General features: G+C 54.4%; 16 protein-coding genes. 14 read left to right on the top strand and 2 right to left on the bottom strand.

Going from position 1 to position 24,230, the window contains the following annotated elements; translation table 11 throughout:
• The first annotated feature begins 215 nt into the window (after positions 1–215).
• From RX395_RS04805 to RX395_RS04815, 3 genes are all read left to right on the top strand, one after another.
• Positions 216–1,640, top strand: coding sequence for a lipopolysaccharide biosynthesis protein (locus RX395_RS04805; RefSeq protein ID WP_316365867.1), 1,425 nt, complete (start codon positions 216–218; stop codon positions 1,638–1,640).
• Positions 1,641–1,958: 318 nt separating this feature from the next.
• Positions 1,959–4,622, top strand: a complete 2,664-nt coding sequence (locus RX395_RS04810; RefSeq protein WP_316365869.1) for a hypothetical protein — start codon at positions 1,959–1,961, stop codon at positions 4,620–4,622.
• Between the two features lie 340 nt (positions 4,623–4,962).
• The gene (locus tag RX395_RS04815; protein ID WP_316365871.1) at positions 4,963–5,769 is read left to right on the top strand and encodes a hypothetical protein; all 807 of its coding nucleotides are present in this window, start codon (positions 4,963–4,965) and stop codon (positions 5,767–5,769) included.
• A 90-nt stretch (positions 5,770–5,859) separates the two neighbouring features.
• On the opposite strand, the gene RX395_RS04820 is transcribed toward RX395_RS04815, so the two are convergent.
• Together RX395_RS04820 and RX395_RS04825 are read right to left on the bottom strand one after the other, a co-directional pair.
• Positions 5,860–7,074, bottom strand: coding sequence for a transglutaminase domain-containing protein (locus RX395_RS04820; RefSeq protein ID WP_316365873.1), 1,215 nt, complete (start codon positions 7,072–7,074; stop codon positions 5,860–5,862).
• Between the two features lie 567 nt (positions 7,075–7,641).
• On the bottom strand, positions 7,642–7,929 hold the full coding sequence (locus RX395_RS04825; RefSeq protein ID WP_316365874.1) for a hypothetical protein: 288 nt from the start codon (positions 7,927–7,929) through the stop codon (positions 7,642–7,644).
• Positions 7,930–8,490: 561 nt separating this feature from the next.
• On the opposite strand from RX395_RS04825, the gene RX395_RS04830 reads away from it, so the two are divergent.
• From RX395_RS04830 to RX395_RS04880, 11 genes are all read left to right on the top strand, one after another.
• Positions 8,491–10,665, top strand: a complete 2,175-nt coding sequence (locus tag RX395_RS04830; protein ID WP_316365876.1) for a hypothetical protein — start codon at positions 8,491–8,493, stop codon at positions 10,663–10,665.
• Positions 10,649–11,008: a hypothetical protein gene (locus tag RX395_RS04835; protein WP_138375005.1), complete on the top strand. Its 360-nt coding sequence runs from the start codon at positions 10,649–10,651 to the stop codon at positions 11,006–11,008. Before RX395_RS04830 ends, RX395_RS04835 begins: the two co-directional genes overlap by 17 nt.
• A 562-nt stretch (positions 11,009–11,570) precedes the next feature.
• Entirely contained in the window at positions 11,571–12,788 is a 1,218-nt protein-coding gene (locus RX395_RS04840) for an AAA family ATPase (RefSeq protein WP_316365878.1), read from the top strand.
• Position 12,789: 1 nt separating this feature from the next.
• Positions 12,790–13,458 (top strand): RloB family protein, encoded by a 669-nt coding sequence (locus tag RX395_RS04845; RefSeq protein ID WP_138375007.1) that lies wholly within the window; start codon positions 12,790–12,792, stop codon positions 13,456–13,458.
• Positions 13,459–13,802: 344 nt separating this feature from the next.
• Complete coding sequence (locus tag RX395_RS04850; RefSeq protein WP_316365880.1) at positions 13,803–15,941, top strand: DUF4118 domain-containing protein; 2,139 nt, start codon at positions 13,803–13,805, stop codon at positions 15,939–15,941.
• Positions 15,938–16,843, top strand: a complete 906-nt coding sequence (locus RX395_RS04855) for a tetratricopeptide repeat protein (RefSeq protein WP_316365882.1) — start codon at positions 15,938–15,940, stop codon at positions 16,841–16,843. Before RX395_RS04850 ends, RX395_RS04855 begins: the two co-directional genes overlap by 4 nt.
• Positions 16,840–18,720: a DUF2194 domain-containing protein gene (locus tag RX395_RS04860; protein ID WP_316365883.1), complete on the top strand. Its 1,881-nt coding sequence runs from the start codon at positions 16,840–16,842 to the stop codon at positions 18,718–18,720. Before RX395_RS04855 ends, RX395_RS04860 begins: the two co-directional genes overlap by 4 nt.
• A complete protein-coding gene (pelF, locus tag RX395_RS04865) occupies positions 18,717–20,144 on the top strand; it encodes a GT4 family glycosyltransferase PelF (RefSeq protein WP_316365885.1) in 1,428 nt (475 codons plus the stop codon). Before RX395_RS04860 ends, pelF begins: the two co-directional genes overlap by 4 nt.
• A gap of 3 nt (positions 20,145–20,147) precedes the next feature.
• Positions 20,148–21,692 (top strand): exopolysaccharide Pel transporter PelG, encoded by a 1,545-nt coding sequence (gene pelG, locus RX395_RS04870; protein WP_316365887.1) that lies wholly within the window; start codon positions 20,148–20,150, stop codon positions 21,690–21,692.
• Positions 21,682–23,451 (top strand): CotH kinase family protein, encoded by a 1,770-nt coding sequence (locus RX395_RS04875; protein ID WP_316365888.1) that lies wholly within the window; start codon positions 21,682–21,684, stop codon positions 23,449–23,451. The genes pelG and RX395_RS04875 overlap by 11 nt, the downstream gene beginning before the upstream one ends.
• Positions 23,438–24,229: a polyphosphate polymerase domain-containing protein gene (locus RX395_RS04880; RefSeq protein WP_316365890.1), complete on the top strand. Its 792-nt coding sequence runs from the start codon at positions 23,438–23,440 to the stop codon at positions 24,227–24,229. Before RX395_RS04875 ends, RX395_RS04880 begins: the two co-directional genes overlap by 14 nt.
• The last annotated feature ends 1 nt before the right edge of the window (position 24,230 follow it).

Below are 24,230 nucleotides of genomic sequence, written 5' to 3' on the forward strand. Positions count from 1 at the left end.
CCAGGCGAGCAACTCGTCCGGTCTCGGGCGCATCGCCCCTTGCCGGATTCAGATTCGACAAGGGGCGACCATTGTGCAATCGCAAGAAGATGACGGGGCGGAATGTCAATCCTGGTCTAACAGAGCCTTTTTTATTCGTTTGAGACGAAAGCTCAAGCGAATGCTCGGCAATTAGGCCGCATTCGTTGTAATCGCTATATGGTTTGGATGGGCAGATGACTGCAGAAAGTAAATATAAGAAATTAGCTAAGAACTCTGTGGTTTTCTTTATTGGGAACCTAGGTAGCAAGGTTATCACCTTTCTCATTGTTCCCTTTTATACTTATTATTTAACGACCGCAGAGTATGGCACAGCTGACCTTGTTACCACTACAGTCAATTTGCTCGTTCCATTTGCTATGGTTGGTATGAACGAAGCTGTTCTCCGATTCACGGTCTCAAAGGAAGTCGACGTTAAGACCATTGCGTCGAATTCGCTTCTTGTTGTTATCGCTGGCTGGCTTATTTGCTGGCTACTGTTCCCGTTGTTTCGCATGTTCAGCGTTATTGGTGATAACGTCGTTTATTTCTTGCTCTTACTTTGCTTGACCAGCTTCAACTATGTATTCATGCAGCTTCTTCGCGGGATCGGTAAATCAAAGGCATTTGCTGCTAATGGAGTGGTCATTACATTTGTTACCGCCTTTTCGAACGTACTTGCACTTGCGGTATGGCATCTAGGTGTTGGCGGATACCTTGCTTCTATGGTCGTAGCGCAATTCATCGGTGCTTTGCATATCATCGTTTCCTGTAGACTTTGGAATTACCTATCGTTCTCCAGCTTAAATAGACATGCGCTAAATGCCATGCTGACCTACTGCATACCTCTAATTCCGAACTCGCTTATGTGGTGGATTATGTCGGCTTCCGATAGGTATGTAATACTGTTCTTTATTGGCGCCAGCGCAAACGGTATCTACAACGTTGCCCAGAAGATCCCCCAAATCGTTAACATCGTCTACAATATCTTCATGCAGGCATGGCAGATTTCGGCAATTGAAGAACGAGAATCTGCGGATAATGCTAGGTTTCAGTCGACGGTCTTTCGTTATATCTTTGTGGTTCTTGCTGTGGCATCGTCCTTTATCGCTGCGTCTGCCTACCCCGTCTACACGTTCCTCATGAGTTCGTCGTATGAAGGCTCGTGGCAGCCAGTTGCTATGCTATCGCTTGCCAATCTCTTTTCCTGCGTTGCCGCTTTCTTTGGAACAACGTATGTCGTTACTAAAGAAAGCAAGAAGGCCTTCTCTACAACTGCTATTGGCGCAATCGTTAACATAGCGCTCACTTTGCTTCTTGTTCCGGCGTGTGGAATTTTGGGCGCTGCTGGCGCTACTGCCATTAGCTATGCTGTTATCGCTGCGGTGCGTGCGCGTGATACACGTAAGTTTATTAAACTTGATTTTCACAGGGGAGAGATTGCTGCCAGCTTTGTTTTGATTGGCGCCCAAGTGGCTTTGTCTTTCGCACCGTTCTCTCCCGGCATTCTAATTGCAGAGTTTCTGCTTTTCTTTGCCCTTCTATTCGTTCTTAGGAATGGTCTCTTAGACATTGCTTGCAAGGGTATGAAGGTAGTTGGAAAGCGTAAACAATCTGCTTAAGTGGTTGCTTGAATAATCAACGATGCCAATTACAAGCTGATTGTTGTCCATGAGATAAATGACGGCATCTTGGACGACAAGCGTGTGTTTACATTAGGAGTGTCGGTGGGGGCCAACGCTCCTTTTTCAGCTATCAGGTCTTTTTGTTGCCCGATGGACTATGTTCCGAGGGTATTCTAACTCTCGACCGAGTCAATCCCTGCAGCGGGACGTCGGCAATCATTTTTCTTAAATTGAGTAACGTGCTTACTGTTTTACTTCCAACGCTATGAGTCCGCGCCACTTGTTATTCTATGGTTCGATTTGATTGGAGGTTCTATGGATACTAATGAGATGGGTGCCGAGGTTATTGATCGTGACTGCATTGAAGTGTTTGTTAGCTCTTCGATGCGAGATGAGGATACTTTTTGCTGGCGTCAGCTGTGGGACGAGTTGAATAATGCCCTTCTGAAATCGGATATCTTTAAACCCTTCGCTATCGAGTTCCATGCGAGCACTGAACCATCATCGTCCTATTATCTTAATCGCTTGGCGCAGAGCGATATAGTAATTGGAATAATACGATCTGAATTGAGACCAGGGACTAGCAAAGAGCTCCATCGTGCCATTCTGCTCAGAAAACCACTCATTCTCGTTAAGCTTAAATCTGATACTTCGCCGGATATTGAATCTCTGTTTCGCTATGCTAGGGAAATGGATGCGTGCACGTATGTCGAATTACCGAGCGATTCAGATCTCGTTCCTTACTTGATGACCCAGCTTAACAATGTGATGGTCGACTTGTTTCATACTCGACGTTTTGAAATTGAAAACGGTAGTGCGGCTGTTCTTACTGATATTTCTCCAGTCTCTATCCCCGAAGATGTTCTGGATGCTTTTGGCGCTTCCGTTGCTATGGTTTCAAAAAAATACAACTACCATGCTGATTGGCTTGAGAGAAAGACTGACAATCCTTATCTTTTCTTTCTTGGTGAGAAGGCGGTTGAGTGGTTACTTTATGGCACCTCCTTTTCGATTGCCGCATTCAAGACTAGCATTCTAGAGGCCATGAAGGACAGCGGCATTCCCAGAGATACCCTTTCGCTTAGGCTTGACGCTCTCGACGCTTCTCTTGAAGGTCGCTATTCTGAGTGTTATGAATGTCTCCAACTAGCCTGTGATTCAATCGAATCGAAAGACTGTTGGGCTTATGGAAATTGTTTAATTGACAAGCGGACTGTCGCTGGCTTGCTTTCCGAATATGGATTTGGCGCTCAGTTGACAATTCAGAAAAAAATCGATGCGCTTTCCGCTCCATCCTACATTCCCCTTGCGCTTAAGTTTGAAGAGGAGGTGGGAACCGCTATCCTAAACGCTTCGAGAGAGGCGAAGTCAATTAATCCTTACACAACGATTCGACATGATGCCAGCCTTGCTTCCGTCATGTCAAGCATAACGTGTTTGTTATTTAGTTCAATATTATGCGGAAGCATATCGGGCGCCCTCTATTCTCGCAGTTTGCTTGCTAATTCGCTTATCGACTACGCCTCTATTTACAATCGGCCTGAACTTGAGCTTGAGGGAATTAAGCTGCTTGTTCTTCAGGGAGATGCTAAGGGCTTTGAGAAAAGGTTTGCATATAAGAGCGATGGCTTAAGGTCCTACCTTCCGTCGTGTGCCGAGGAGCTGTGGCGTCTGACTTCTTTAACGGCGCAGGCACGTCGTCCGAGTATAAGTGCCGCCGTCATTAAGGAGTGTGCGCCTTATTTTTCGGATGATACTATTTGCGATGCTTGGAGTGCGTTAAGCGCTGTAGATGATTTTCGACAATCTGCATCAAGGTGGATTAAAGCGATCGACATGATCAAGATGCGGGTTGATGAGAAGTCACTTGTTGATCTACTTTGCCAGATTGTCGATCAACATTTATATAGCGTCGCTTCTGATGTGTCGAACGTTTTTGGCGGAATGGATTTAGATAAAATCGACAATGGTCTCGTTGATCAACTGGGCCGTAGCCTTAAATCGAATTCCGATGAACTGCTTAAATTCAATTTCTCTGCTGGCGTATTCGGATATGTTGAGAAGTGTTGTGGCTATTCTATTCTGAGTGAGGAACAAGTGGAGCACCTACCCGCTGTTGAGCGAGGTTGTTATTCTGACAATAAGGTTGCTGCATGCAATGCGGAGACGGCTTGTATCGATGAATTGCTCAGGCAATTCGACTTGAATAATCGTTCTGATTTTCACTCTGGGTTTTCCGTTTGTCCTTCTTCTCTGTTATGCCGGTCGCTTGATGATGAGTCTTCTGAGTCATTTAGCGCATCCTTGGCTCGCGTGCTAGAGCATTGCCTTAAAGAGCTTCCAACATATCAAGGATCGCCTTGCTCTGCAGGAGAGGCTATGGCCGTATTAAATAAGTTTGCATGCCGTTGCGCGCGTGATGGAAAGGCGCTGCCCGACGGTTGGACGGATTTGATTTCTGAGCTTCCGGATGAGTGGCGAGTAGACCCGGTTTTTAGAGATCCTGCTTCAATGGATTCATGTGCATGGTCTGTAAGGTGTTTGGCTCTAAAAGTGGTTGCTGGCCTTGCAAGGGATATAGAGTTCCTAACGCTTGGCATTAAATTTGAAACACTTACTGCCGCTGGGCAGCGCGCGTTCCTGGAAGTACTTGAGCAGTTGATTGTTTGTAATGCTATCTGCGATCAGTACTGTGACGTTGTTTCTGCAATCATTTCGAGCATTTTGCTAAGTGAAGACTCTGCCGTGCGCGCGGCATTGCTTGCTAGCATTGCTGCGGGTTATCGCAAGTGGGGGTCATGTTCTTTTAGCGATTTGGCGTTTCAGTCGTTACACGACGTTTCCTCAAGTGTTGCATTTAAACTTGTGCGCCTATGCAAAGAGGGGAAGTTTAATGATGCTATTCTCGAGCAAAAGCTCCTCAATGAGCTCTCAAATGATTCCAACTGGTTTATTCGCTGGCATGTTGCGAATGACTAGATTGTGGCAGCCCGCCTGATCATTTGTTTGTTTTTACATCCCTGAATATCGCGAGACGGTACCGCCGATATTGCGTTTGAGCACCGGAGCCAACGTGAGCCTCGGTGCTCTTTTCTTGCCAGGCCTGATTGACTTGGATCGATTTCGGTGCTTATTTGATGCCATCGGCAAATCTTGCAGTGCTGACGTATGTCGGCATGCCGGCGGTATGTCGCCGATATGGGGAAGATTTAGCTGCTTGTCAGATTTAATTTCGTTGCTTTCAGACGGGATATAATTCTAATGGTTGTTATTTTCAGGCGCTTTAGTGAGCCTTGTTTGTATATAGGGTGTGTAGTAAATGCTGTTCAACTTAATTGTTCGTGCAAATGAGGCACAGCCCATGTTGACTTCTAGGATGTTCGAGGGAACTCCCGAGCAGTTCGCAAGCGCCTATAGAACAGCTACCGGCTTTGACTTTAATGCCCTCGCTCAGCTTCCGGCTATTATGACACGTGAATTTGAATCGGATGATTTGAGTGCCGTTGCCACACTTGGATATATGGATACCCCGTCTATCAACCCTGCGATCTCTAAGCCAATTCTACGGTTTCCATCGCAGGCATTGTTGGACCTGGGTCTTCTTGACGAGAACTGCTGGCAAAATAAACGTACTCATTGGAGACTTTGCGAAGGAGATCCTTTTCGCCTGTTTTCAAAGTTTCTAGATGGCCGTCCCTTGCCGGTCGAACCTGAAAGGTCTAGTGCGTATGACCCAAATCTAATTGCTGTCATGATGCCATTCACTGATGATCCTTCAATAGATCCTGTATATTTAGCGTTGGTCGAAGGCTCTAAGAGGGCGGGCAAGAAATGTAAACGTGTGGACGAGATATTGACCCCCACAGATATTACGGAAGACATATTTAAATTGATTGCGTCTAGCTCTTCGGTAATTGCGGACATTACTGGTCTGAATTCAAACGTTATGTTCGAAATGGGCTACGCGATTGGAATGGGCAAGCAGACCGTTTTGATATGTCAGGGTGATATTCCCCAACTGCCTTTTGATGTCAGCCACAGGAGGGTATTTAGCTATAAGCGCGATAAGGACGGATTGGCGATTCTTTCAGACGGGATTTTCAAAATCTTGACGAATGCTCAGTGAGTGTTTGCCCGTTTGACCATTGCTGAATATCACGAATCGGTACTACCAGTATTGCGCATGGGTCCCGGTGCCTGTTGCAAGTTGCCGGTCTCACTGAGCCGTCGTGTGTTGTTCTCGCTTATTGTTGGACAGGTCGGTCGAGCGGTAGACGTAGTCGTCCTTTTGGTAGTTTGCCGTGTGGTCGGAGTGGGCGATTGCCATGAGCTCGTCGGTCAGGCCAAAGTACAGATGGCGCTGGTCCAGGTCCCCGTACCAGTTGTCGCTGGTGTCGTCCCAGGTTAGGTCCATCTGGCACCATTTGCCGTCGATCTTAACGGCGTTCCAGGTGTGGCCGTTGCCGGTGATGCGGCCGTTGGCGATGCCCGCGGCGTCAAGGAGCTTGGAGTAGATGCGCTGGTAACTCTCGCAGGTGCCCTGGTGGCGCGTGAGGCCGCTCTCGGCCGAGCACCAGTTGAGGCCTTGGTCGTACTCCAGCTGGTCGAGCGTCCAGTCGTGGAGCCACAGCGCCATGTCGTATTCCGAGCCGTTTGTCTGTTGCCTGCACAGGTCCACGGTGTTGTTGACGATCTGAGTGACGCTTGGGCGGGCGGCGTCGTTTACGGTCACCTCCGCCGTGGCGCGCAGGTAGTAGATCCCCTTGTCGTTTTGGGGGTCGTTTCTGTCGTTGTCCATAAAGTAGAAGTAGATGCGGTACGTGCCCGACGCCGTGAAGTCAAAGGTAAAGTCGTGGCCCGCGGTGCCCAGGCTGTAGTAGCTGGCCCATGCCGCGCGCGACGGGTCGCAGACGCTTTCGTGGCTGCCGCCGTCCCAGTAGGTGGGCACGTCCATGCGCGCCTTGGCCTGGGACGAGCCATTGGTTTGGGTTACGTAGAAGGTCGTCGCTGTGCCCGCGGGGGCGTCGTTCCACGAGACGGTGAAGGTGACACCGTTTTGGCTTGCGGTGGCGGAGTGGGCGTAGCCGGTTTCTGCCGCGGTGGAGATCGCCTCGGGCGTGCCGTTGGTTTGGGCGCGGAGGGATGGGGTGGGGGTGGTGGTTGCGGCGGTGGTGCCGTCGGCGCTTTCCGTGTTGACTGCGCTGGTGCCGGTGGATGTTGCGGTGCTGTCCTCTACGGTATCTTCTGTCACATTTGTGTTGGTGCCGTCTTCAGCCTTGCCTGCGTCGCTGTTCGGGGCGTCGGATTGCGCCTGCTGCTCGGCTGTTGCCCGAGGCTGCATGGCTTCTGCGATGGCTGCCATGGGCAACGTCGCGCTGACCATGGACGTGCATGCGATCGCGCAGAGCAGGTAGTAAAGGGGTCGTTTCATAGCGGAGCCTCTCGGTGAGCAGCCAATAGGGTCCGAAGGCAGCTCCAGGCCAGCACTCCGCACATATTTTGTTGCGGTTAATTTTACGGGAACACCAGTCAACATCAGCGAACTTTCTGGGGAATGTTGGGGAGGGGACGGATGGTTGGTTGCCCGGTGACGTTGTGGATCGCGTTGGGCTGACTATGCCTGATGCGGCAAATCCAGCATGAGGCCGTCTCGCGCTTCTTCGAGACTCGCCACCGAGACCTTCCAGGAAAAGTCCGCTAGGCTGCTGCTTAGGTCAAGTTCTGCGTGGTCGTATTTTTCAATTTTGCAGCCCGGGTGATTCTCGTCTGGTAAAAGGCGACATTCGACCGGACGCGACCCGATGATTCGATACTCCTTCTGATATGCGTGCTTGGGCGTTTTGATAACGAGATTGTTTGGGATGCCCTCAAATATCTCGCGTATCAGTTTTGGCCCGGGGACGCCGTAGGAGATGGGACCGTGGGCGTAGATGCTTCCGTCTTCGGCAATGTGTCTGTCGGCGAGGCGCGCGAAGCTGTCGTACCGCACAATGCCGATTCACCAGTCCGCGCACCTGAACTCCTGGATCATGCGTATCGGGATTTTCACGGTGTTGTCGACGATATCGTTCTCGCGGACCGTGTACATGCAGTAGATAGGCAGGCAAGTATATCTGTAGAGGCACGCCCCGGGAGCCATGGAAGCTTCGAGCGGATCGCCCTGTTCGCCAGGCAGGCCATGGTAGTAGCCGGCTGCGTTCATGTAGAGGTGCCCGTTTATTAGGTCGTCGATGTATGCTTCCTTGGGTGCAAACTTGAGTAGGTATGCGATGCCGTCTTTGAGCATAGAAGATCCTTTCTTGGGTGGAGGTGCCCTGGGTCGCTTTGTGCGCCCGGGTTGTTTGCCGCCAAGGTAAGGCCGACTGGTGGGATCTTCGTGCGGGAGTGGTGCGGGTCGTTGGTGTTGCCCGGGGGCTGTGATCGCCCTCGGCGTCTGGGGTGCATGTCTGTGGAGCGTTCCGGGGGGCTGTTTCCGGGCAGGGGAGTGTCGGCTGCTGCCAGCTAATAACGAAATTGGGGGCGAGCTCACAGTTGAGGCTGTCCTGCGCAACCTCAGCGGGGCTACGTTCTTCAGACGCGTGTTGGAAGTGGTGCGGAGTGTTAGGGCCTCGCCGCGATGTCGAACGGTACGGTTATCAAGGATTTGCTCAGCGTCAAGTTCGAACTTCCGGTGTGGGTGCAAAGTGGATTGGGACAGGACGGATGATTGGGGCCATCTTCGAGCTTGCAGGTGAAATAGGGGCGGCATAGGATATCTAATGATATTCAGGTTTGGGATGCGGACCGACTCGCTTCGAATCGGGCTTACATCAACTTTCTCGACACTATCGTATGAGAGGAATCTGGTATGAAGATTGATTTGCATTGCCATACCATCAAGGCGAAATCGGGCGATGGAGGGCGCGATATTGACCCGGCCAGCTTGGCTGAGGCCTTAGCAGGCAACCAGGTTGGTATCGCCGCCATTACAAACCATAACCTCTTCGACCTTTCAATATTCAAGCAATGCGTAGCTGAAGCGTCAGCCAAGGGAATCGATCTCTGGCCGGGCATAGAGCTTGATATTCGAGGCAAGTCTAGGGTTGTCGGCCATGTAATCGTTATTGCTGACCCCGTGCATGCGAAGCAGTTTTCTGATGTCTGTAATGGCCTGGTTCAATGCACACATCCTGATGATTTTGTTCTTGATTGGGATAAGCTTGCCGGCGCATTTGTCGGACAAGGGTTCGATTTCATCGTGATATCTCATTACCGTCCCTTCAAGGGCAAGTCTTATAAAGATAAGGCACTGCCTTACGCCGATAATCAAGCACTGAAAGCGAGTTTTCCAGTAGAAACCCCGTTCTTTTTCGAGCCTTCAAACCTTAAGCGCGCTGGCATCATGTATGCCGATGGGGTCGATTGCCTGATTGGCTCGGACGTCAAAGACTGGAGCAAGTATTGTGAGTGCTCCCTTCCTGAGATTAAACTTGAGGTCAAGTGCTTCAGCCAGTTTCTGCTCCTGCTTAGAAAGACACCTGAAGTTCTCAAATCCATTATGGACAAGAAAACGTCAGAGCAGGTTGAAATCACTTTGTTCGATGACGATGCGAAGCTTACCTTCCCCGTCTACAACGACGTCACCATCGTCTTTGGCGCCAAAGGCACGGGGAAGACGGCGCTTCTAAAAAAGATAGAGAATCATTTTCGGGCGAAGGGGTGGACCGATGTCTCTTCGTATTACGCGTCAGAAAACAATGACAAGTATAAACAAATGGTGAACGTGAATCCCAAAGAGGAGGACTTTGTTAAACTCGGCGTCGACGACGCGAGTGATAAATTCGCTGGCATCAGAGCGTGGAATGAACCGGCAGTAACTCCTTTTAGCAATTACATCAGCTGGGAAGAATACAGTGTCGAGAAAAAGGACACGGCTCGCTTCGGATTTGCCTTGGCTTCTGCACCTGTAGAACCGGACCTTGACGCGATGAGATGTCTTATCGATGACTATAAGACATTGATATCTAGCGCTAATAATATTCTTAACAACAAGATTGTTGAGGCTTGCTTGAGTTCTAACGAATTCAGTGAACTTAGATCTGCTGTTCTGAGAGTATGTATGAACGCGCAATCCTATGTGCGATCCGGTTTCGTTGACGCCTACGCACTTCATCTCGAGTGTTTTACAGTCAAGAAAATGAAAAGTTACATCACTGCGCGAACGGGGAGTCCTACAAAGCCTTCCGGAACCGGGTTTTCGGCTTTTGCCTTAAGCTACAAAAAGGCGAGATCCATTTTGAATTCGATTTCCGATTCTTTTCAAAACGAGCCTTATGAGGAAAAAGTGGTACTCGGACGTCTGGCTGAAAAGGGCGACGTTGTACAACATCGAAAATACTTAATAAATCCGTCGCAGGGAACGAAGGTCTCTTATCTTCGCGATAAGGTGAAGGCCAAGAATCTAAAATCGTTGGTTGCGGCAATCGGCAATGCATCGGATACCGCCAAAACTCCGTGTGGGGCATTGGCCTCGAAAATAGCCGAGGTTAACAAGATGACAGATGAGATGGGAATTGCCTCGCTTAAGGACTGTCTGGGCGTTACCTCCTATGTGTCTTGTGGGGGAGATTCGAGCTATGAGCCCTCTAACGGGGAGAGGGCGATGATTGTTCTTGCCCATGCCCTGTTCGACGATGATGCCTCCATTTATATCCTCGATGAGCCTGAGGCAAGTATGGGCAATGAATTTATCAACGAGGTTATCGTAGATAGAATCAACCAGCTGGCGAAAGCAAATAAAATTGTCATAGTGCCCACCCATAATGCCAACATTGCTGTTCGTACTTTGCCCTGGCAATCGATTTATCGCGAATACGATGGCGGTTGCTATCGTACCTACGTGGGTAATCCCTTTTGCGATGAGCTTAGGGATATTGCTGAGGTCAAACCGCCTAAGGTGTGGACACAAGTGAGTATGGACACTCTTGAGGGCGGGGAATATGCATTTACCGACAGGGAGATTGTTTATGGAAAACTTAACTAACGGAATCGTTCTGAACGCCGGTGCCGACCAACACGTGATTACGGTTACGTTGCGTATGAACTCGGAGGGCAATGAGGTCCTTCACTTTGAAGACGCTCCGGAAGAGTTGGACATCGACTTTGCGAAAAGCGACCAGACCTCTCTACGCAAGTTATTTCGCTGGCTGTTGGATGAGCAGCTCAAGCAAAGATTCAGCCTGAAATTAAAGATTGACTCCTCGGTTAAGAATGTCACTTATAAAAAGGTCGCTGAGGATTACGTCAATGACCTCAACGCTGAAATTGATCAGGTCTTTTTAAATGAAGCTCAGACCATAAAGGATCTACATGAGAAATTGGGATAGAGCCCGGAAACGGTAGGGGTTCTGGGGACTCATAAGCCTCGATTAGTTTGAGGTATCTTTAAAGATGACTCCCGATAACGTCTTGATAAGGGCTGCTTCGAATATTGGTAGTATGGTTGTTTGCGAATTTGTGTATGAGACGCTTGACTAATGTGTCCTCGTGGAGTGCGATGCCGTCTTTCGGGTCGCTGCGGGCGCGGGTATGTAGAGTGCTTTTATGCGTTGGCACTCGTCAACCGCTAGGGCGATGCAGTACGAGTTGGGGCCTCTTTTCTGCTTCACTTCATTAAGTTGTATAGTATATAGCGCAATATTAAAGCTCTTTGGGAGCTTTAAGGGTGACGCTTTCTGTAAGAGAGTGTTGCCCTTTTTTCATGCATGTAATGTGTGACGTGTTAGCTAAACGCCATTTCGGCAATGGGATGGTCGAGTATGGGCGGTTTGGCACCTTGCGCCTGCTGTCATTGGTGTAGCAAGCACTTGATTTAGACTACTTAAAGTCTATAATCAAAGAAAAACTCTGATATATCTTTTCAAAATAATGAAAGGAATGTTGAGTACCATGCTTTGTCAGTTCACCTTTAAGAACTATCGGTCCTATCGCGACGAGGCTGAGCTTTCCATGCAGGCGACGCCGATGAAGGAGTTTGAGCGTTCCCTCATCGAGTGCTCCGACGGGCAGAGTTTCCTTCCGGTGGCTGCGGTGTACGGGTCCAACGCTGGCGGTAAGTCTAACCTGCTCGAGGCTCTTGATTACGTTCGTTCGGCGGTGGCCAGACCAATTAGATTGCTGTCTGCCAGCGCTGATGCGCCAGCGGGTGATCGCCCTTTGATAGCCCGTTGTTCGGCGTTTGAATTTGATGACGTGTCTGCTGCCGAGCCCACCGAGTTCGAGCTCTATTACCGCGCGGGCGAGCATGAGTACCGCTATGTTCTGTCTGTACACGCCGATGAGATCGTGTCCGAAGGGCTGTGGCGGCGTAAATTGGGAGCGTCGCGTACGGCGATGCTGTTCGAGCGCGAGGATACAAAGGTTGAACTCGGCCCCACACTGCGTAAGCTTGTGACGGCTGCGAGGTTCAACCCGAGCCTGCCGTACCTATCGTTCCTTTGCATCAACTTCGATGCGCCGGTGGTCCAGGAGGCGGCCAGCTGGTTTCTCGACGCTGTGTTTCTCAACTACAACAGTTCCTACCTTGAGCGGATGCTCGAGCAAATGCTCGACGAGGGCGACTCGCGCGAGGTCACGCGTTTTTTGCGCGCCGTTGATGTGCGTATTGATGGCTTCAGAGTGGAGAGGGCGCCGGAGTGGCGCGGCCAGCGCGTCTTCGTGAGGCACAAGGTGAGGGGCAAGGCGTACGAGCTGCGTTTATCCGAGGAATCTGCCGGTACCCAGAAGCTCATGGGGTTGGCTGCGTATCTGATGACAGCGCTTGAGCGTGGTGGCACCGTTGTGGTAGACGAGCTCGACGCCAAACTGCACCCGAAGCTTCTTCGCTATGTGATTCTGCTGTTTAAGGATCCTGAGGTCAACAAGAGTGGCGCGCAGCTCATCTTCTCGTCCCAGGATGTGTCAACCATGCGAAACGATGTGTTCCGCCGTGACGAGATATGGTTCGCTGCACGCGGCGAGGGGGAGGCGAGCCAACTGTGGTCTCTCGCCGATATCCACGAGGCAAACGGTAATCTGGTAAGCAAGAACGCGGCTTTCGACAAGCAATACCTGTCCGGTCGCTACGGCGCCGATCCGTACCTCACCCGCATCGAGGAGTGGGATTAGCATGGTGGTGAAGAAGTCGAAGGGCTGGCGTAGCGGCAAGCGAGAGGGCCGCTCGCGCATGGTTCAGATGACGCGTCATCTTGTAGTGAGCGAGGGCAAGGAGACCGAGCCTCGCTACTTTGAGGGCGTGCGTGCGGCGTTGGGCGCGGCGAACGAGCGCAAGGTTGCCATTGTCGTTAAGGGGACCGGCAGACACACGCTTGACCTGCTTGACTTCGCCGTCGAACACTGTCGCTATGCGCCCGAGACGTTCGATCACGTGTGGCTCGTGTATGACAAGGATGACTTTCCTGCGTCCGACTTTGATGCGATGAAGCGCAAATGTGACGAGCTCTCCGATGGTTCGAGGACCTTCCATGCGTTGTGGTCGAACCCCTGCTTCGAGCTGTGGCCGCTTTTGCACTTTCGCTACACGACCGCGCATATGTCCGCGTCCGACTGCCAGCATGCCCTCGCGCAGGAGATGTCGAAGAACTTGGGCATCGAGTACCGCAAGAACCTGGACGGGATGTTTGGGGCAGTGGATGATAGGCGAGGCGAAGCATTGGAGCGTGCTGGGCGCCTCGTCGCGTACCATAGGGAACTGGGTAACATTAAGCCATCTGCGCAAAACCCTGCAACTAAGGTGGGCGAAATTTTCGATGTAATCGGGCCGTATCTGGTTGGCTAGGCGAGTCGCTGGATTGGCTTTCCGGTTAGTGCGATTGGCGGATTGTACTGCGCTATTGCGAGTCCGGTGCGTAGGAGAAGTGCGGGGAAAATCGAAACTCGCCGAGCGCACATCGATTTTTGCCAACAAAACTGCAGGTCGCGGATGCCCAAAACAGGGGACTGTTTGACAGATCTCGGTTTTTCACCGTACCCCCGATTGGGTGCGCATTTAGCACCCTCGATGTCCCCACATTCCCTAAAAAAGTTCTTAAAACAGCCTTAAAGACGTTTCAGCTCGCGTTGACAGCGTAAAATACGTATGTTTGACTATGTCTAAAGTGGATTTTAGGGGGGGAGTGCGCCATGGAGGTGCTGGTTGTTGGCAACACCGCATATGTTGACGATGACTTTTGTGCCAAGGCGTTCCCCGGGGACCATGTCCAGGTCGTCGCTGCCGCGGAAGCGCGCCGCGACGAGTCATCGCCCCATGCCTCGTGGAAAGAGCTTCTGCAACACCTGGATCAGGCCTACGAGTTCGACCGCGTGGTCTACCTATCCAATTACCTTACCCCGCATACCGATACCGTGGGCGATATCGAGACGCTGCGCTCGGTCTTTCGTGCGTGCGCGGGTCGCCGGGTCCAACTGCTGTATGTAGCGGGGCCCGCGGGTGCCGAGGGCGCCGCCGATGCCGTGGGGCGAACGGGCAAGGGCATTATCGCGCACGCAGCCAACGACCTGTGCCGCTACTACGCTGCTCGCGAGGGCGTTCAGACCAAGATTCTGCGCGTGCCGTTCCTGTATACCGCGTCTGCCGCGCTGGAGGACCCGTTTCTGGTGCCGCTGTTCGACGCGTGCTCAACCGGATCGGTCGCTCTGCAGGGCGCGCAGGATGCGGCGTTTCCCCTGCTGTGTGCCGAGGAGCTTGCGGTGCTGGTACGCCGTATCTTCGACAGCTGGGATGGTAACTTTGAGACGCTCGACGTTGCCGATACCTTCCATCACACGTCAGGTGAGGTGGGCGACGCCCTTAAGTCGCTGTTCCCGGGGCTCTCAGTTGCCTATGGCGATTCTGCTGGCTACGCCCTGCCCGCCAGCGACGTCGCTCGCGTGCGCTATGGCTGGTTTCAGCGCTATGACTTGCTGCGCGATCTCTCGACCATTCAAGCTCGCTGGGGCGCTGGACGCATCAAAAAGATCAACCCGCTGCGTGCCGCCATCGACCGCATCCAGATGCGCTCGCTGCCTATTAAATGCCTAGAGACGGGCGTTGCCTGGGTTCTGTTCGAGGTGCTGGAGCATCTGTTCTCCCAATCTGCCCAGCTCAACGTGCTCGATTATCGCCTGCTCTGCGTTGTGCTGATCGGCACGCTGTATGGCCTGGACTTTGGCTTGGTCGCGGCGCTGCTGGCATCGGTGGGCTTGGCCGCGAGCTACTTTACCCAGTACGGCTATACCTTCCAGGGCCTGTTCTACGAGCCGTCCAACTGGCTGCCGTTTATTGCGTACTTTGTTGTGGGTGCCGTGTGCGGCTATGTGCAGCTGCGCAACAGCGAAGCCATTAGGGCGGAGCGCGATCACAACGAGCTCGTGCGCAACCGCAATACGTTCCTTACGCAGCTCTACCACGACGCGATCGAGGACAAGCGCGCGTACAGGCGCCAGATCGTGGGTCGCCACGACAGCTTTGGCAAGATCTTTGCCGTGACGCAGGAGCTCGACGTGCTCAACCCACGCGACATCTATCGCAAGTGCTGCGAGCTTCTGGGCGAGATTCTCAAGAACGATTCGGTGGCGATCTACCATGTTTCGGGTGGGGCATTTGCACGCCTGGTGGCAGCAAGTCCCGCGATTGCCGAAGATGCCGCACGCTCGCTCACGCTTGAGCAGCTTGCACCTCTTTTGGGCGACGGGGGTCGTTCGAACCTGTGGGTGAACCGCGAGCTGACGCCGGGACTTCCCATGTTTGGATACACGATCGAGCGCGACGGGGCACCCGCCGTGTTGATCTTTGTGCGTAGTGCGGCCGAAAACCAAATGACCCTCTATTATCAAAACCTGTTCCGCATCTTGTGCGGGCTGGTCGAAAGCGCGCTGGGCCGTGCCTTTGACTATGAGGCGGTGGCGCAGGATAAACGCTGCGTTGACGGCACTTGCGTGCTCAAGCAGGCTGCCTTTGGCCAAGAGCTCGCGGCGGAGCAGGCGCTGGCAGATAGCAAGATGGGGAGTTTTTTGCTTCTGCGCGTGGTACCGGGCGTGGAGCCTGTCGGCGAGCTGGTGGGCGCAATTGGGTCGGCAATCCGCGAGAGCGACGCGGCGGGTTTGGTCGACGGCGACGTGCTCTACTTGCTTATGCGCCAGGCAAAGGCGTGCGATCTGCCCATTATCCGCGAGCGCCTGAGCGCAAAGCAGATTGCGGTGGAGCCCGTCGACGGCGAGGACATCGTGGCGCTGCTGCAGCACATCTCTTACACCGGTGACGGCGAGGGGAGTGTCGCTTGATCTCGCTTGTCGTTGCTGCCGTCTTGCTACTGATTCATGCGCTGGTTTGCCTGATGCTGTGGACGCTCATGAAGCTGGGCCTGCTGCCGGTGCGCGGGCACATGCTGGCTTTGATAGTGCTGGTGCCGCTGTGGGGCCCGTTGCTGGTGGTTCTGTTATCGGTCCGCAGCGCGATGTTTGGCGAGGGGCTGAAAGAGTCTGCGCTGGAGTCGCTGCGCTTTAACGACGACCTGCATCGCAGCATCCTGGTGCACGACCGTGACGCCGATGCGGGCGTGGTCCCGCTCGAGGAGGCGCTCATCGTCAACGACCCGGCATACCGGCGCCGCCTAATGCTCTCCATGCTCACCGAGGAGCCCGACGCGTACCTGGCGCAGCTGCAGGCGGCTAAGCTTAACGACGACGTTGAGGTGGCGCACTATGCGGCGACGGCGGTGGCGCAGATCTCCAAGGAGTTCGACCTTAAACTGCAGCAGCTGGAGCATGCCTTTAAGACGGACCCGAGCGCGCAAAACCTCAACGAATACTGTGATTTTCTTGGCGAATATTTGGGCTCGGGCTTGGCTGAGGGGCGCGTGGCTCAGATTCAGCGTCAACAGTACACGCGCCTGCTTGCGCGTCGCTGCGAGCGCGAGGACGCCCTTGAGCTGCGCATTCGATATGCGACGGCGCTGGCCGATGTCGGACAGATCGACGAGGCGCAGGCCGTGATCGACCAGCTGGTGCTCGACGTGCCCGAGGAGCAGGAGGTTTGGATGCTTTGCCTGCGCCTGGCCGTGATGCGCCGCGACGGTGACGAGGTCCACCGTGTGATTGATGCGATTGACAAGCAGCATGTGTATTTGAGCGCCGACAACCGCGAAAAGTTGGCGTTTTGGCGCGACGGGGAGGAGGCCCGATGAGCGTGGTGCAACATATCCGCGACCGTGCAGGCCGCTTTCGCTGGATGGGACTCCTCGTGGTGTGGGCTGTTTTTATCGTCATGGCCGCCGTGCTGCTGATCGAACGCGCCGGCGTGCAGTACAGCGCTGGACAGCACAAGCTGGGCATGCTCGCCGCCAACGACGCGGTGCCGGCCTCCTCGGCAATCTTTGGCCAAAAGCCCACGTGCCTGGTCATTACCGACTCGGACCAAGATAGCGTCGACGACGTTAAAGATCAGTTCGACCAGATTTTGCTGGACATGAAGATCGCCCATCGCGATGTTGATATTGCCACCGACGGTGCGGACGCGATCCCATCGCTCACGTCGTTTGATCGCGTGATTGTGCTTATGCCCTCGCTTGACGGACTGGGTACGCATCTGACCGATCTGATGAGTTGGGTGAGTGCGGGCGGCTCGCTCATGCTGGGCATGACGCCAGATAACTCGAACTACTTGCAGGCTATTGCTTCCAACCTTGGGATCGAATCGGCCGGATATGACTATGCGACAGCCGAAAGTATCGTTCCGAGCGAGGACTTTATGTTGGGCGGAGGAGAGCGCTACGAGTTCTCGGATCCCTTCGATTCTTCGCTTTCGGTTTCATTGCGCGAAACGGCGCACGTATGGGCAAAGACCGGTGACGCGGGCACGCCGCTCATTTGGTCTAACGATTGCGGCAGTGGTCACACCGTGGTGTGCAACATTGGCATCTACGACAAGGTCATGCGTGGGTTCTATGCTTCGGCCATAAGCTTGCTGGGTGATGCCACGGCCTATCCGGTCATCAACAGCGCCGTGTTCTATTTGGACGACTTTCCTAGCCCCGTGCCCTCGGGCGATGGTACTTATATCAAGCGTGACTACGGCCTTTCCATTGCGGATTTTTACACCAAGGTCTGGTGGCCCGATCTGCAAAAGCTCGCGCAAAAATACGGCATTCGCTATACCGGCGTGATGATCGAAAACTACGAGGACGCGGTCAACCAGACCGAGCCCGCGCGCCAGGCCGATACCACGCAGTTCCGTTACTTTGGCGGTATGCTGCTACAGATGGGCGGAGAGCTGGGCTTTCACGGCTACAACCATCAACCGCTCGCGCTCTGGGACACCGACTACGGCACTTTGTACGACTACAAGACGTGGAAGAACAAGGAAACGCTTGTCGCATCGCTCAACGAGCTTATCGCTTTCCAGGACGAGGTCCTGCCCAACGCTCATGGCTCGGTTTACGTGCCGCCGTCGAATATCCTTTCGGCCCGTGCGCGCAAGCTTATCGGCACCGACGTTCCGCGCATTAAGACCATCGCCAGTACGTATTTTGAGGACGGCACCGACCTGCCGTACGTGCAGGAGTTTGGCGTGGCGAGCGACGGCATTGTGGAGCAGCCGCGCATTGTCTCGGGCGGCATGGTCGGCGATTCCTATATGCGCCTGGCTGCCGTGTCCGAGCTCAACATGCACTACGTAAGCACGCACTTTATGCACCCGGACGACCTGCTCGATCCCGATCGCGGCGCTACGGAGGGCTGGGAGGTCTACAAGGGCGGCCTGACCAACTACCTGGAGTGGCTTACCAAGTTTGCGCCCGACCTGCGTCGCCAGACCGGCTCGGAATGCTCGGGCGCCATCCAGCGCTTTTCGTCGGTGACGGTGGGCGTGGATACCAGCGCGGATGCCTGGACGCTTAGCCTGGGCAATTTCCACGACGAGGCGTGGCTCATGTTCCGCGCCAATAATGGCGAGCCGGGTGCAGTCACGGGTGGCGAGATTACGCATCTGACAGGCGACCTGTACCTGGTCAAAGCCACGGACAAGACGGTGACCATTGCGCGCAAGGAGGGTAGCGACAAATGAGAATTTGCTTGGTACTCGAGGGTTGCTACCCCTATGTGCACGGCGGCGTGTCTACCTGGATGCACGGCTACATTACGGCTATGCCCGAGCACGAGTTTGTGCTGTGGGTGATCGGCGCGCATGCTGCCGACCGTGGCAAGTTTGTCTACGAGCTGCTCGGCAACGTGGTCGAGGTGCACGAGGTGTTTCTGGACGATGCCCTGCGGCTTTCGGGCGAGCAACATGAAGCCAGTTTTAACGACCGTGAGCGCGAGGCGCTACGCCGTCTGGTGTCGTTCTCCAATCCGGACTGGGACGTGTTATTCGATATCTTCCACCGCCGTCGCGTGCATCCGCTCTCGTTTTTGCAGAGCCGCACGTTTATGGATATCTTCCGCGACGTGTGCCTTGCCGAGTACCCCTACACGCCCTTTGCCGACGCATTCCACACCATGCGCTCTATGCTGTTGCCGGTGCTCTACCTGCTGGGCAGCGAGGTGCCGGTTGCCGATGTGTACCACGCTATCTCGACCGGCTACGGCGGCCTGCTCGCCTGCCTGGGCTCAAGCGTTCACCATGCGCCGGTGCTGCTGACCGAGCATGGCATCTATACCCGCGAGCGCGAGGAAGAGATCATTCGCGCCGACTGGGTGGTGCCGTCATTTAAGGACCGCTGGATTCGCTTTTTCTACCTGCTTTCGGAGGAGATCTACCGCCGCGCCTTCCGCGTGACCAGTTTGTTCCATAACGCCCGCAAGACGCAGATTGATATGGGCTGCGATGCGGACAAATGCCTGGTCATCCCCAACGGCATTCAGTTCGACCGCTTTAAGGATATTCCCTTAAAGCCCGATGATGGCTGGGTGGATATTGGCGCAGTGGTGCGCTTGGCGCCCATCAAGGACGTCAAGACCATGATCTATGCCTTCTTTGAGCTGCACGATCGCCTGCCCAAGGTGCGCCTGCACATCATGGGCGGCGTGGACGACGAAGAGTACGGCGCCGAGTGCCACGCGCTGGTCGATACCCTGGGCGTGCGCGACCTGATCTTTACCGGTCGCGTCAACGTGGTCGAGTACATGGAAAAGCTCGACTTTACCATTTTAACGAGCATCTCCGAGGGCCAGCCGCTCAGCGTGCTAGAGTCGCTTGCCGCGCGCCGTCCCTGCGTGACGACCGAGGTGGGCTGCTGCCGCGAGCTGCTGGAGGGCGCACCGGGCGATGACTTTGGCGTTGCCGGGTTTGTATGCCCGCCTATGTATCGCAAGGGCCTGGCCGATGCCATGGAGCGCATGTGCACAAGCCGCGCCCGTCGCATTGAGATGGGGGAGCGCGGGCAGCGTCGCGTTGCCACGTACTTTTTGCACGAGCAGATGCTCGCCAACTATCGCGCGCTGTACGACGAGACGGCGCAAGCGTTTGACCTGCCCAGAGAGGGGGAGTAGCCGGTGGCCGGAATCGGTTTTGAGCTCAAGCGCCTGTTTAGGCGCAAAGGCCTGTTTGCCACGATGCGCGCTTACGGCTACGCCGGCATTGTGTGCACGGGCCCGATGCTGTTGGGCGTGCTGCTCCAGGTGGGCATCTTGGTGCTGTGTGGTCTGTGGGGCGTGGGCCGTGCCAACCAGGATCTGCTGGTGTGCATGGTGACCTACACGCTGCTGGCGTCGCTTACGCTCACGAGCTTTTTCTCCATGCCGGTCACACGCTTTTTGGCTGACATGCTCTTTGCCGAGCGCGAGGATGAGATCTTGCCTTCGTTTTGGGGATCTAATGCCATCATGCTCGTTGCGGGCACCGTGCTCTACGGCGCCTTTTTGCTGTTCTCGGGCGCCACACTGCTGCAGGGACTGCTGTGCCTGTGGCTGTTCAACATTATGATCGTCAACTGGAACGGCATGAGCTACCTCACCGCCATCAAGGATTACCGCGGTATCCTGTGCAGCTTTGCGGCCGCCATTGGCGTGGCGTGCCTGTGCGCCCTGGCCGCGCTGGCGCTGGGACTGCCGCCGGTCGAGGGCCTGTTGGCGTCAATTGCTCTGGGCTACGGCGTCATGCTCGCCTGGGACGTGGTACTGCTGTACCGGTATTTTCCTCAGAGCGACCGCAGCCCCTGGCCCTTTTTGCAGTGGCTCGATCAGTTTATGCCGCTGGCGCTCACGGGTCTGTTAACCAATCTGGGACTCTTTGCGCACCTGGTGATTATTTGGGCCGGTCCCATTGGCGTGCGGGTCAAGGGCTTGTTTTATGGTGCGCCCTACTACGATGTGCCGGCGCTCATCGCGTTTTTGACGATCCTGGTCACGACCGTTAACTTTGTGGTCTCGGTCGAGGTCAATTTCTATCCGCGCTACCGCGACTACTATAGCCTGTTCAACGACGGCGGCGTGGTGGGCGACATTGTGGTGGCAGAGGAGGAGATGCTTTCCACGCTCAACAACGAACTGCGCTTTTGCGCGCTCAAACAGTTGTTTGTGACCGCGGCGGTCATCTCGCTCGAGACCACGGTGCTCTCGGCCTTACCGTTGGGCTTTAACAACCTTATGCACGGGTATTTTCGCACGCTGTGCGTGGGCTATGGCCTGTATGCCGTGGGCAATACGGTGATGCTTATCTTGCTGTACTTTACCGACTATAAGGGGGCCGTGCTGGCTTCGGGCCTGTTTGCCGGTGTGGCCGGGCTGGCGACTGCCGTGTTGTTGCTTTTGCCGCAGCAGTTTTACGGCTTTGGCTTTTTGTTGGGTGCGGCGGTGTTTTTTATCGTGGCGCTGCTGCGGCTCGATATCTATACCGCCAACTTGCCGTATCGTATCCTGAGCCAGCAGCCCATTGTGGCAACTGACAAGACGGGCTGGTTTACCGAACTTGGCCGCTTGCTCGACCGTGCCGAACAGCGCTATGAGGAAGGCCGACATAAGGGCGTGCCGCACGGCGCGTTTGAGCGCGCAGTAGTTCGCGTGTATCGCAAGCATTGGGGAGGTTCTGATGACCGATAGGATGATGTCTCGCCGTCGCCTGTTTGAGGCGGCTGCCGGTGCGCTGTTGCTTTCGGGCTGCTCGGTGCAGGAAGACTCCTCGACCAAAAAGGTCAAAAAGCAGGACAAGATTAAAAAGACCGAGGCCTCCGACCAGTCCAAGCACCTGCGCGACAAGGACGAGCTCTACGAGGTCTACGATGACTCGGGTATTGTGACCATGTACCTGACCGTCTCGCGCGGCAACAGCTCCGAGAACACCGACCACAGCTGGGCCGAGATCAACACGTACTCGGTGTATGACTATGCCGACATGGGCGTGACGCGCTATCAGGTTATGGGCCTGCTGCAGCCGGGCGACGAAGACGGCCCGGTGGCCGGCGAGGTTGGCTATGGCGAGGAAGCGCCCAATGCCACCGTGCAGGTGCGCGGTCAGACATCGAGCAATAACTCGCAAAAGAATTACAAGGTGGAGCTCAAAAAGGGCAAGGGTACTTGGCGCCAACAGCGCGCGATTGCGCTCAACAAGCACATGGGCGAGGGTATGCGTTTTCGCAACAAGATGGCCTACGACCTTATCTGCGGGATACCCCAGATGATGGGCCTGCGTACGCAGTTTGTGCATCTGTGGGTGTGCGACCAGACCGAAAAGTCCAACGACACCTTTGAGGACTACGGCCTGTTTACGCAGGTGGAGCAGCTCAACAAGACGGCGCTTAAGGCACATGGGCTGGATAAGAACGGGCATCTGTACAAGGTGAACAACTTCGATTTCCATCGCTACGAGGACACCATTAAACTTGCCGACGATCCCGACTACAACCAGGCAAGCTTTGAGGGCATGCTCGAGATTAAGGGCGATTCGGACCACACCAAGCTCATCGAGATGCTCGATGCGCTCAACGACGAATCGCAAAAGATCGATGACGTGCTCGACACCTACTTTGATTCCGAGAATCTGGTTTATTGGCTGGCGTTTCAGATTCTGACGGGCAACTGCGATACGCAGAACCGTAACTGCTATCTGTACAGCCCTCTCAACTCAAATACCTGGTACTTTTTAGATTGGGATAACGATGGCATACTTCGTAAGCTGGAGCTTTCTCTTGCCGGGTTTTCGGACTACGCGAGCTGGGAGCGCGGTGCAAGCAACTACTGGGGCAACGTGCTGTTTAACCGCGCGTTGCGCAGCAAGTCGTTCCGCAGCGAACTCGACTGTGCCGTCAAGGACTTGCGCTCGTATTTGACCGAGACTCGTCTGACCAAGATGATCAAACACTACCGCGAGGTTACTGACTCGCTGGTCTTTGCTTCGCCCGATATCGACAATCTGCCTGTCACCAAGGACCAATACGAGCAGATCGCCGCGGCGATTCCCTCCGAGATCGAGGAGAACTACAAGAGCTTTCGCGAGAGTTTTAAAAAGCCTATGCCGTTCTACATCGGCGTGCCGCAGATCGATAACGGTAAGCTGCGTATTAATTGGGATGCGTCCTACGACTTTGAGGCGCGCGACATTCGCTACACCGTGGAGCTTGCGCGTGACTATGCCATAAGCGACGTGGTCTTTAAGGCCGAGGACGTGCTGCTTCCCGAGGTGACCTGCGATGCGCCCGATACCGGCCAGTATTTTGTGCGCGTGCGTGCTACCAACTCCGACGGTTATACGCAAGATGCGTTTGACTACTATGTGACCGACGACGGCAAGCACTACGGCATGAAGTGTTTTTACGTGCAAGACGGCGGTAAGGTCGTGGAGGACACGTATGAGGAGGGCTAGCGCGCTGCTTGAGCGCTTGGCGGCTCCGCCTGTGCGTACCACGCAGGAGCGTTACCGCCACGAACTCAAATATCTCATGAACGAGGGCGAGCACTCCGCGCTTGCCTGTCGCATGGCGCCGGTGTTTAAGCTGGACAAGCATGCACGGGCGGGTGGTTACACCATTCGCAGCCTCTACTTTGACGACTACTGCAACTCGGCCTACGAGGAAAAAGACGCTGGTATTCTCATGCGCAAAAAGTATCGCGTGCGCATCTATAACGGCAGCGACAAGGTGATTAAGCTCGAGCGCAAAAAGAAGTACGGTAGCTGGATTTACAAGGAGGATGCGCCGCTTACGCGCGGCGAGTTTGAGCAGATTTTGGCTGGCGACTACGACTTTTTGCTGAGGAGCCCCTATCCGCTCTGTCGCGAGTTCTACATCGAGTGCATCTGCAACGTGATGCGCCCGCGGACCATCGTGGACTACGAGCGCGAGCCGTGGGTGATGGATGAGGGCACTGTGCGCATTACGTTTGACATGAACGTGCGTGCCGCGGTGGGAAGCTTCGATATCTTTGACGCGACGCTGCCCGCGCTGCCGGTCCTGGAGCCCGGCAAGCTGGTGATGGAGGTCAAGTTTACGGAGTTTTGCCCGCAGCTGGTGCGCGATATGGTGCCGCCGGGAGCGGCCGAGCTTACGGCGGTCTCCAAGTACTGCCTGTGTTACGAAAAGACCGCCTACCTGCGCGGATTTAATTACTGGGAATCGGATTTTGAGAACCGAGGGGATATTTAGA

Source organism: Collinsella aerofaciens (assembly GCF_032584215.1).
Classification (GTDB): domain Bacteria; phylum Actinomycetota; class Coriobacteriia; order Coriobacteriales; family Coriobacteriaceae; genus Collinsella.

Bases quoted from the DNA above. Each gene is read 5' to 3' on its own strand.
- RX395_RS04880 (WP_316365890.1), top strand. From the start codon at position 23,438: ATGAGGAGGGCTAGCGCGCTGCTTGAGCGCTTGGCGGCTCCGCCTGTG.
- RX395_RS04850 (WP_316365880.1), top strand. From the start codon at position 13,803: ATGGAGGTGCTGGTTGTTGGCAACACCGCATATGTTGACGATGACTTT.
- RX395_RS04820 (WP_316365873.1), bottom strand. From the start codon at position 7,074: ATGAAACGACCCCTTTACTACCTGCTCTGCGCGATCGCATGCACGTCC.
- RX395_RS04845 (WP_138375007.1), top strand. From the start codon at position 12,790: ATGGTGGTGAAGAAGTCGAAGGGCTGGCGTAGCGGCAAGCGAGAGGGC.
- RX395_RS04825 (WP_316365874.1), bottom strand. From the start codon at position 7,929: ATGCTCAAAGACGGCATCGCATACCTACTCAAGTTTGCACCCAAGGAA.
- pelF (WP_316365885.1), top strand. From the start codon at position 18,717: ATGAGAATTTGCTTGGTACTCGAGGGTTGCTACCCCTATGTGCACGGC.
- RX395_RS04830 (WP_316365876.1), top strand. From the start codon at position 8,491: ATGAAGATTGATTTGCATTGCCATACCATCAAGGCGAAATCGGGCGAT.
- RX395_RS04860 (WP_316365883.1), top strand. From the start codon at position 16,840: ATGAGCGTGGTGCAACATATCCGCGACCGTGCAGGCCGCTTTCGCTGG.
- RX395_RS04875 (WP_316365888.1), top strand. From the start codon at position 21,682: ATGACCGATAGGATGATGTCTCGCCGTCGCCTGTTTGAGGCGGCTGCC.
- RX395_RS04835 (WP_138375005.1), top strand. From the start codon at position 10,649: ATGGAAAACTTAACTAACGGAATCGTTCTGAACGCCGGTGCCGACCAA.
- RX395_RS04840 (WP_316365878.1), top strand. From the start codon at position 11,571: ATGCTTTGTCAGTTCACCTTTAAGAACTATCGGTCCTATCGCGACGAG.
- RX395_RS04815 (WP_316365871.1), top strand. From the start codon at position 4,963: ATGCTGTTCAACTTAATTGTTCGTGCAAATGAGGCACAGCCCATGTTG.
- RX395_RS04805 (WP_316365867.1), top strand. From the start codon at position 216: ATGACTGCAGAAAGTAAATATAAGAAATTAGCTAAGAACTCTGTGGTT.
- RX395_RS04810 (WP_316365869.1), top strand. From the start codon at position 1,959: ATGGATACTAATGAGATGGGTGCCGAGGTTATTGATCGTGACTGCATT.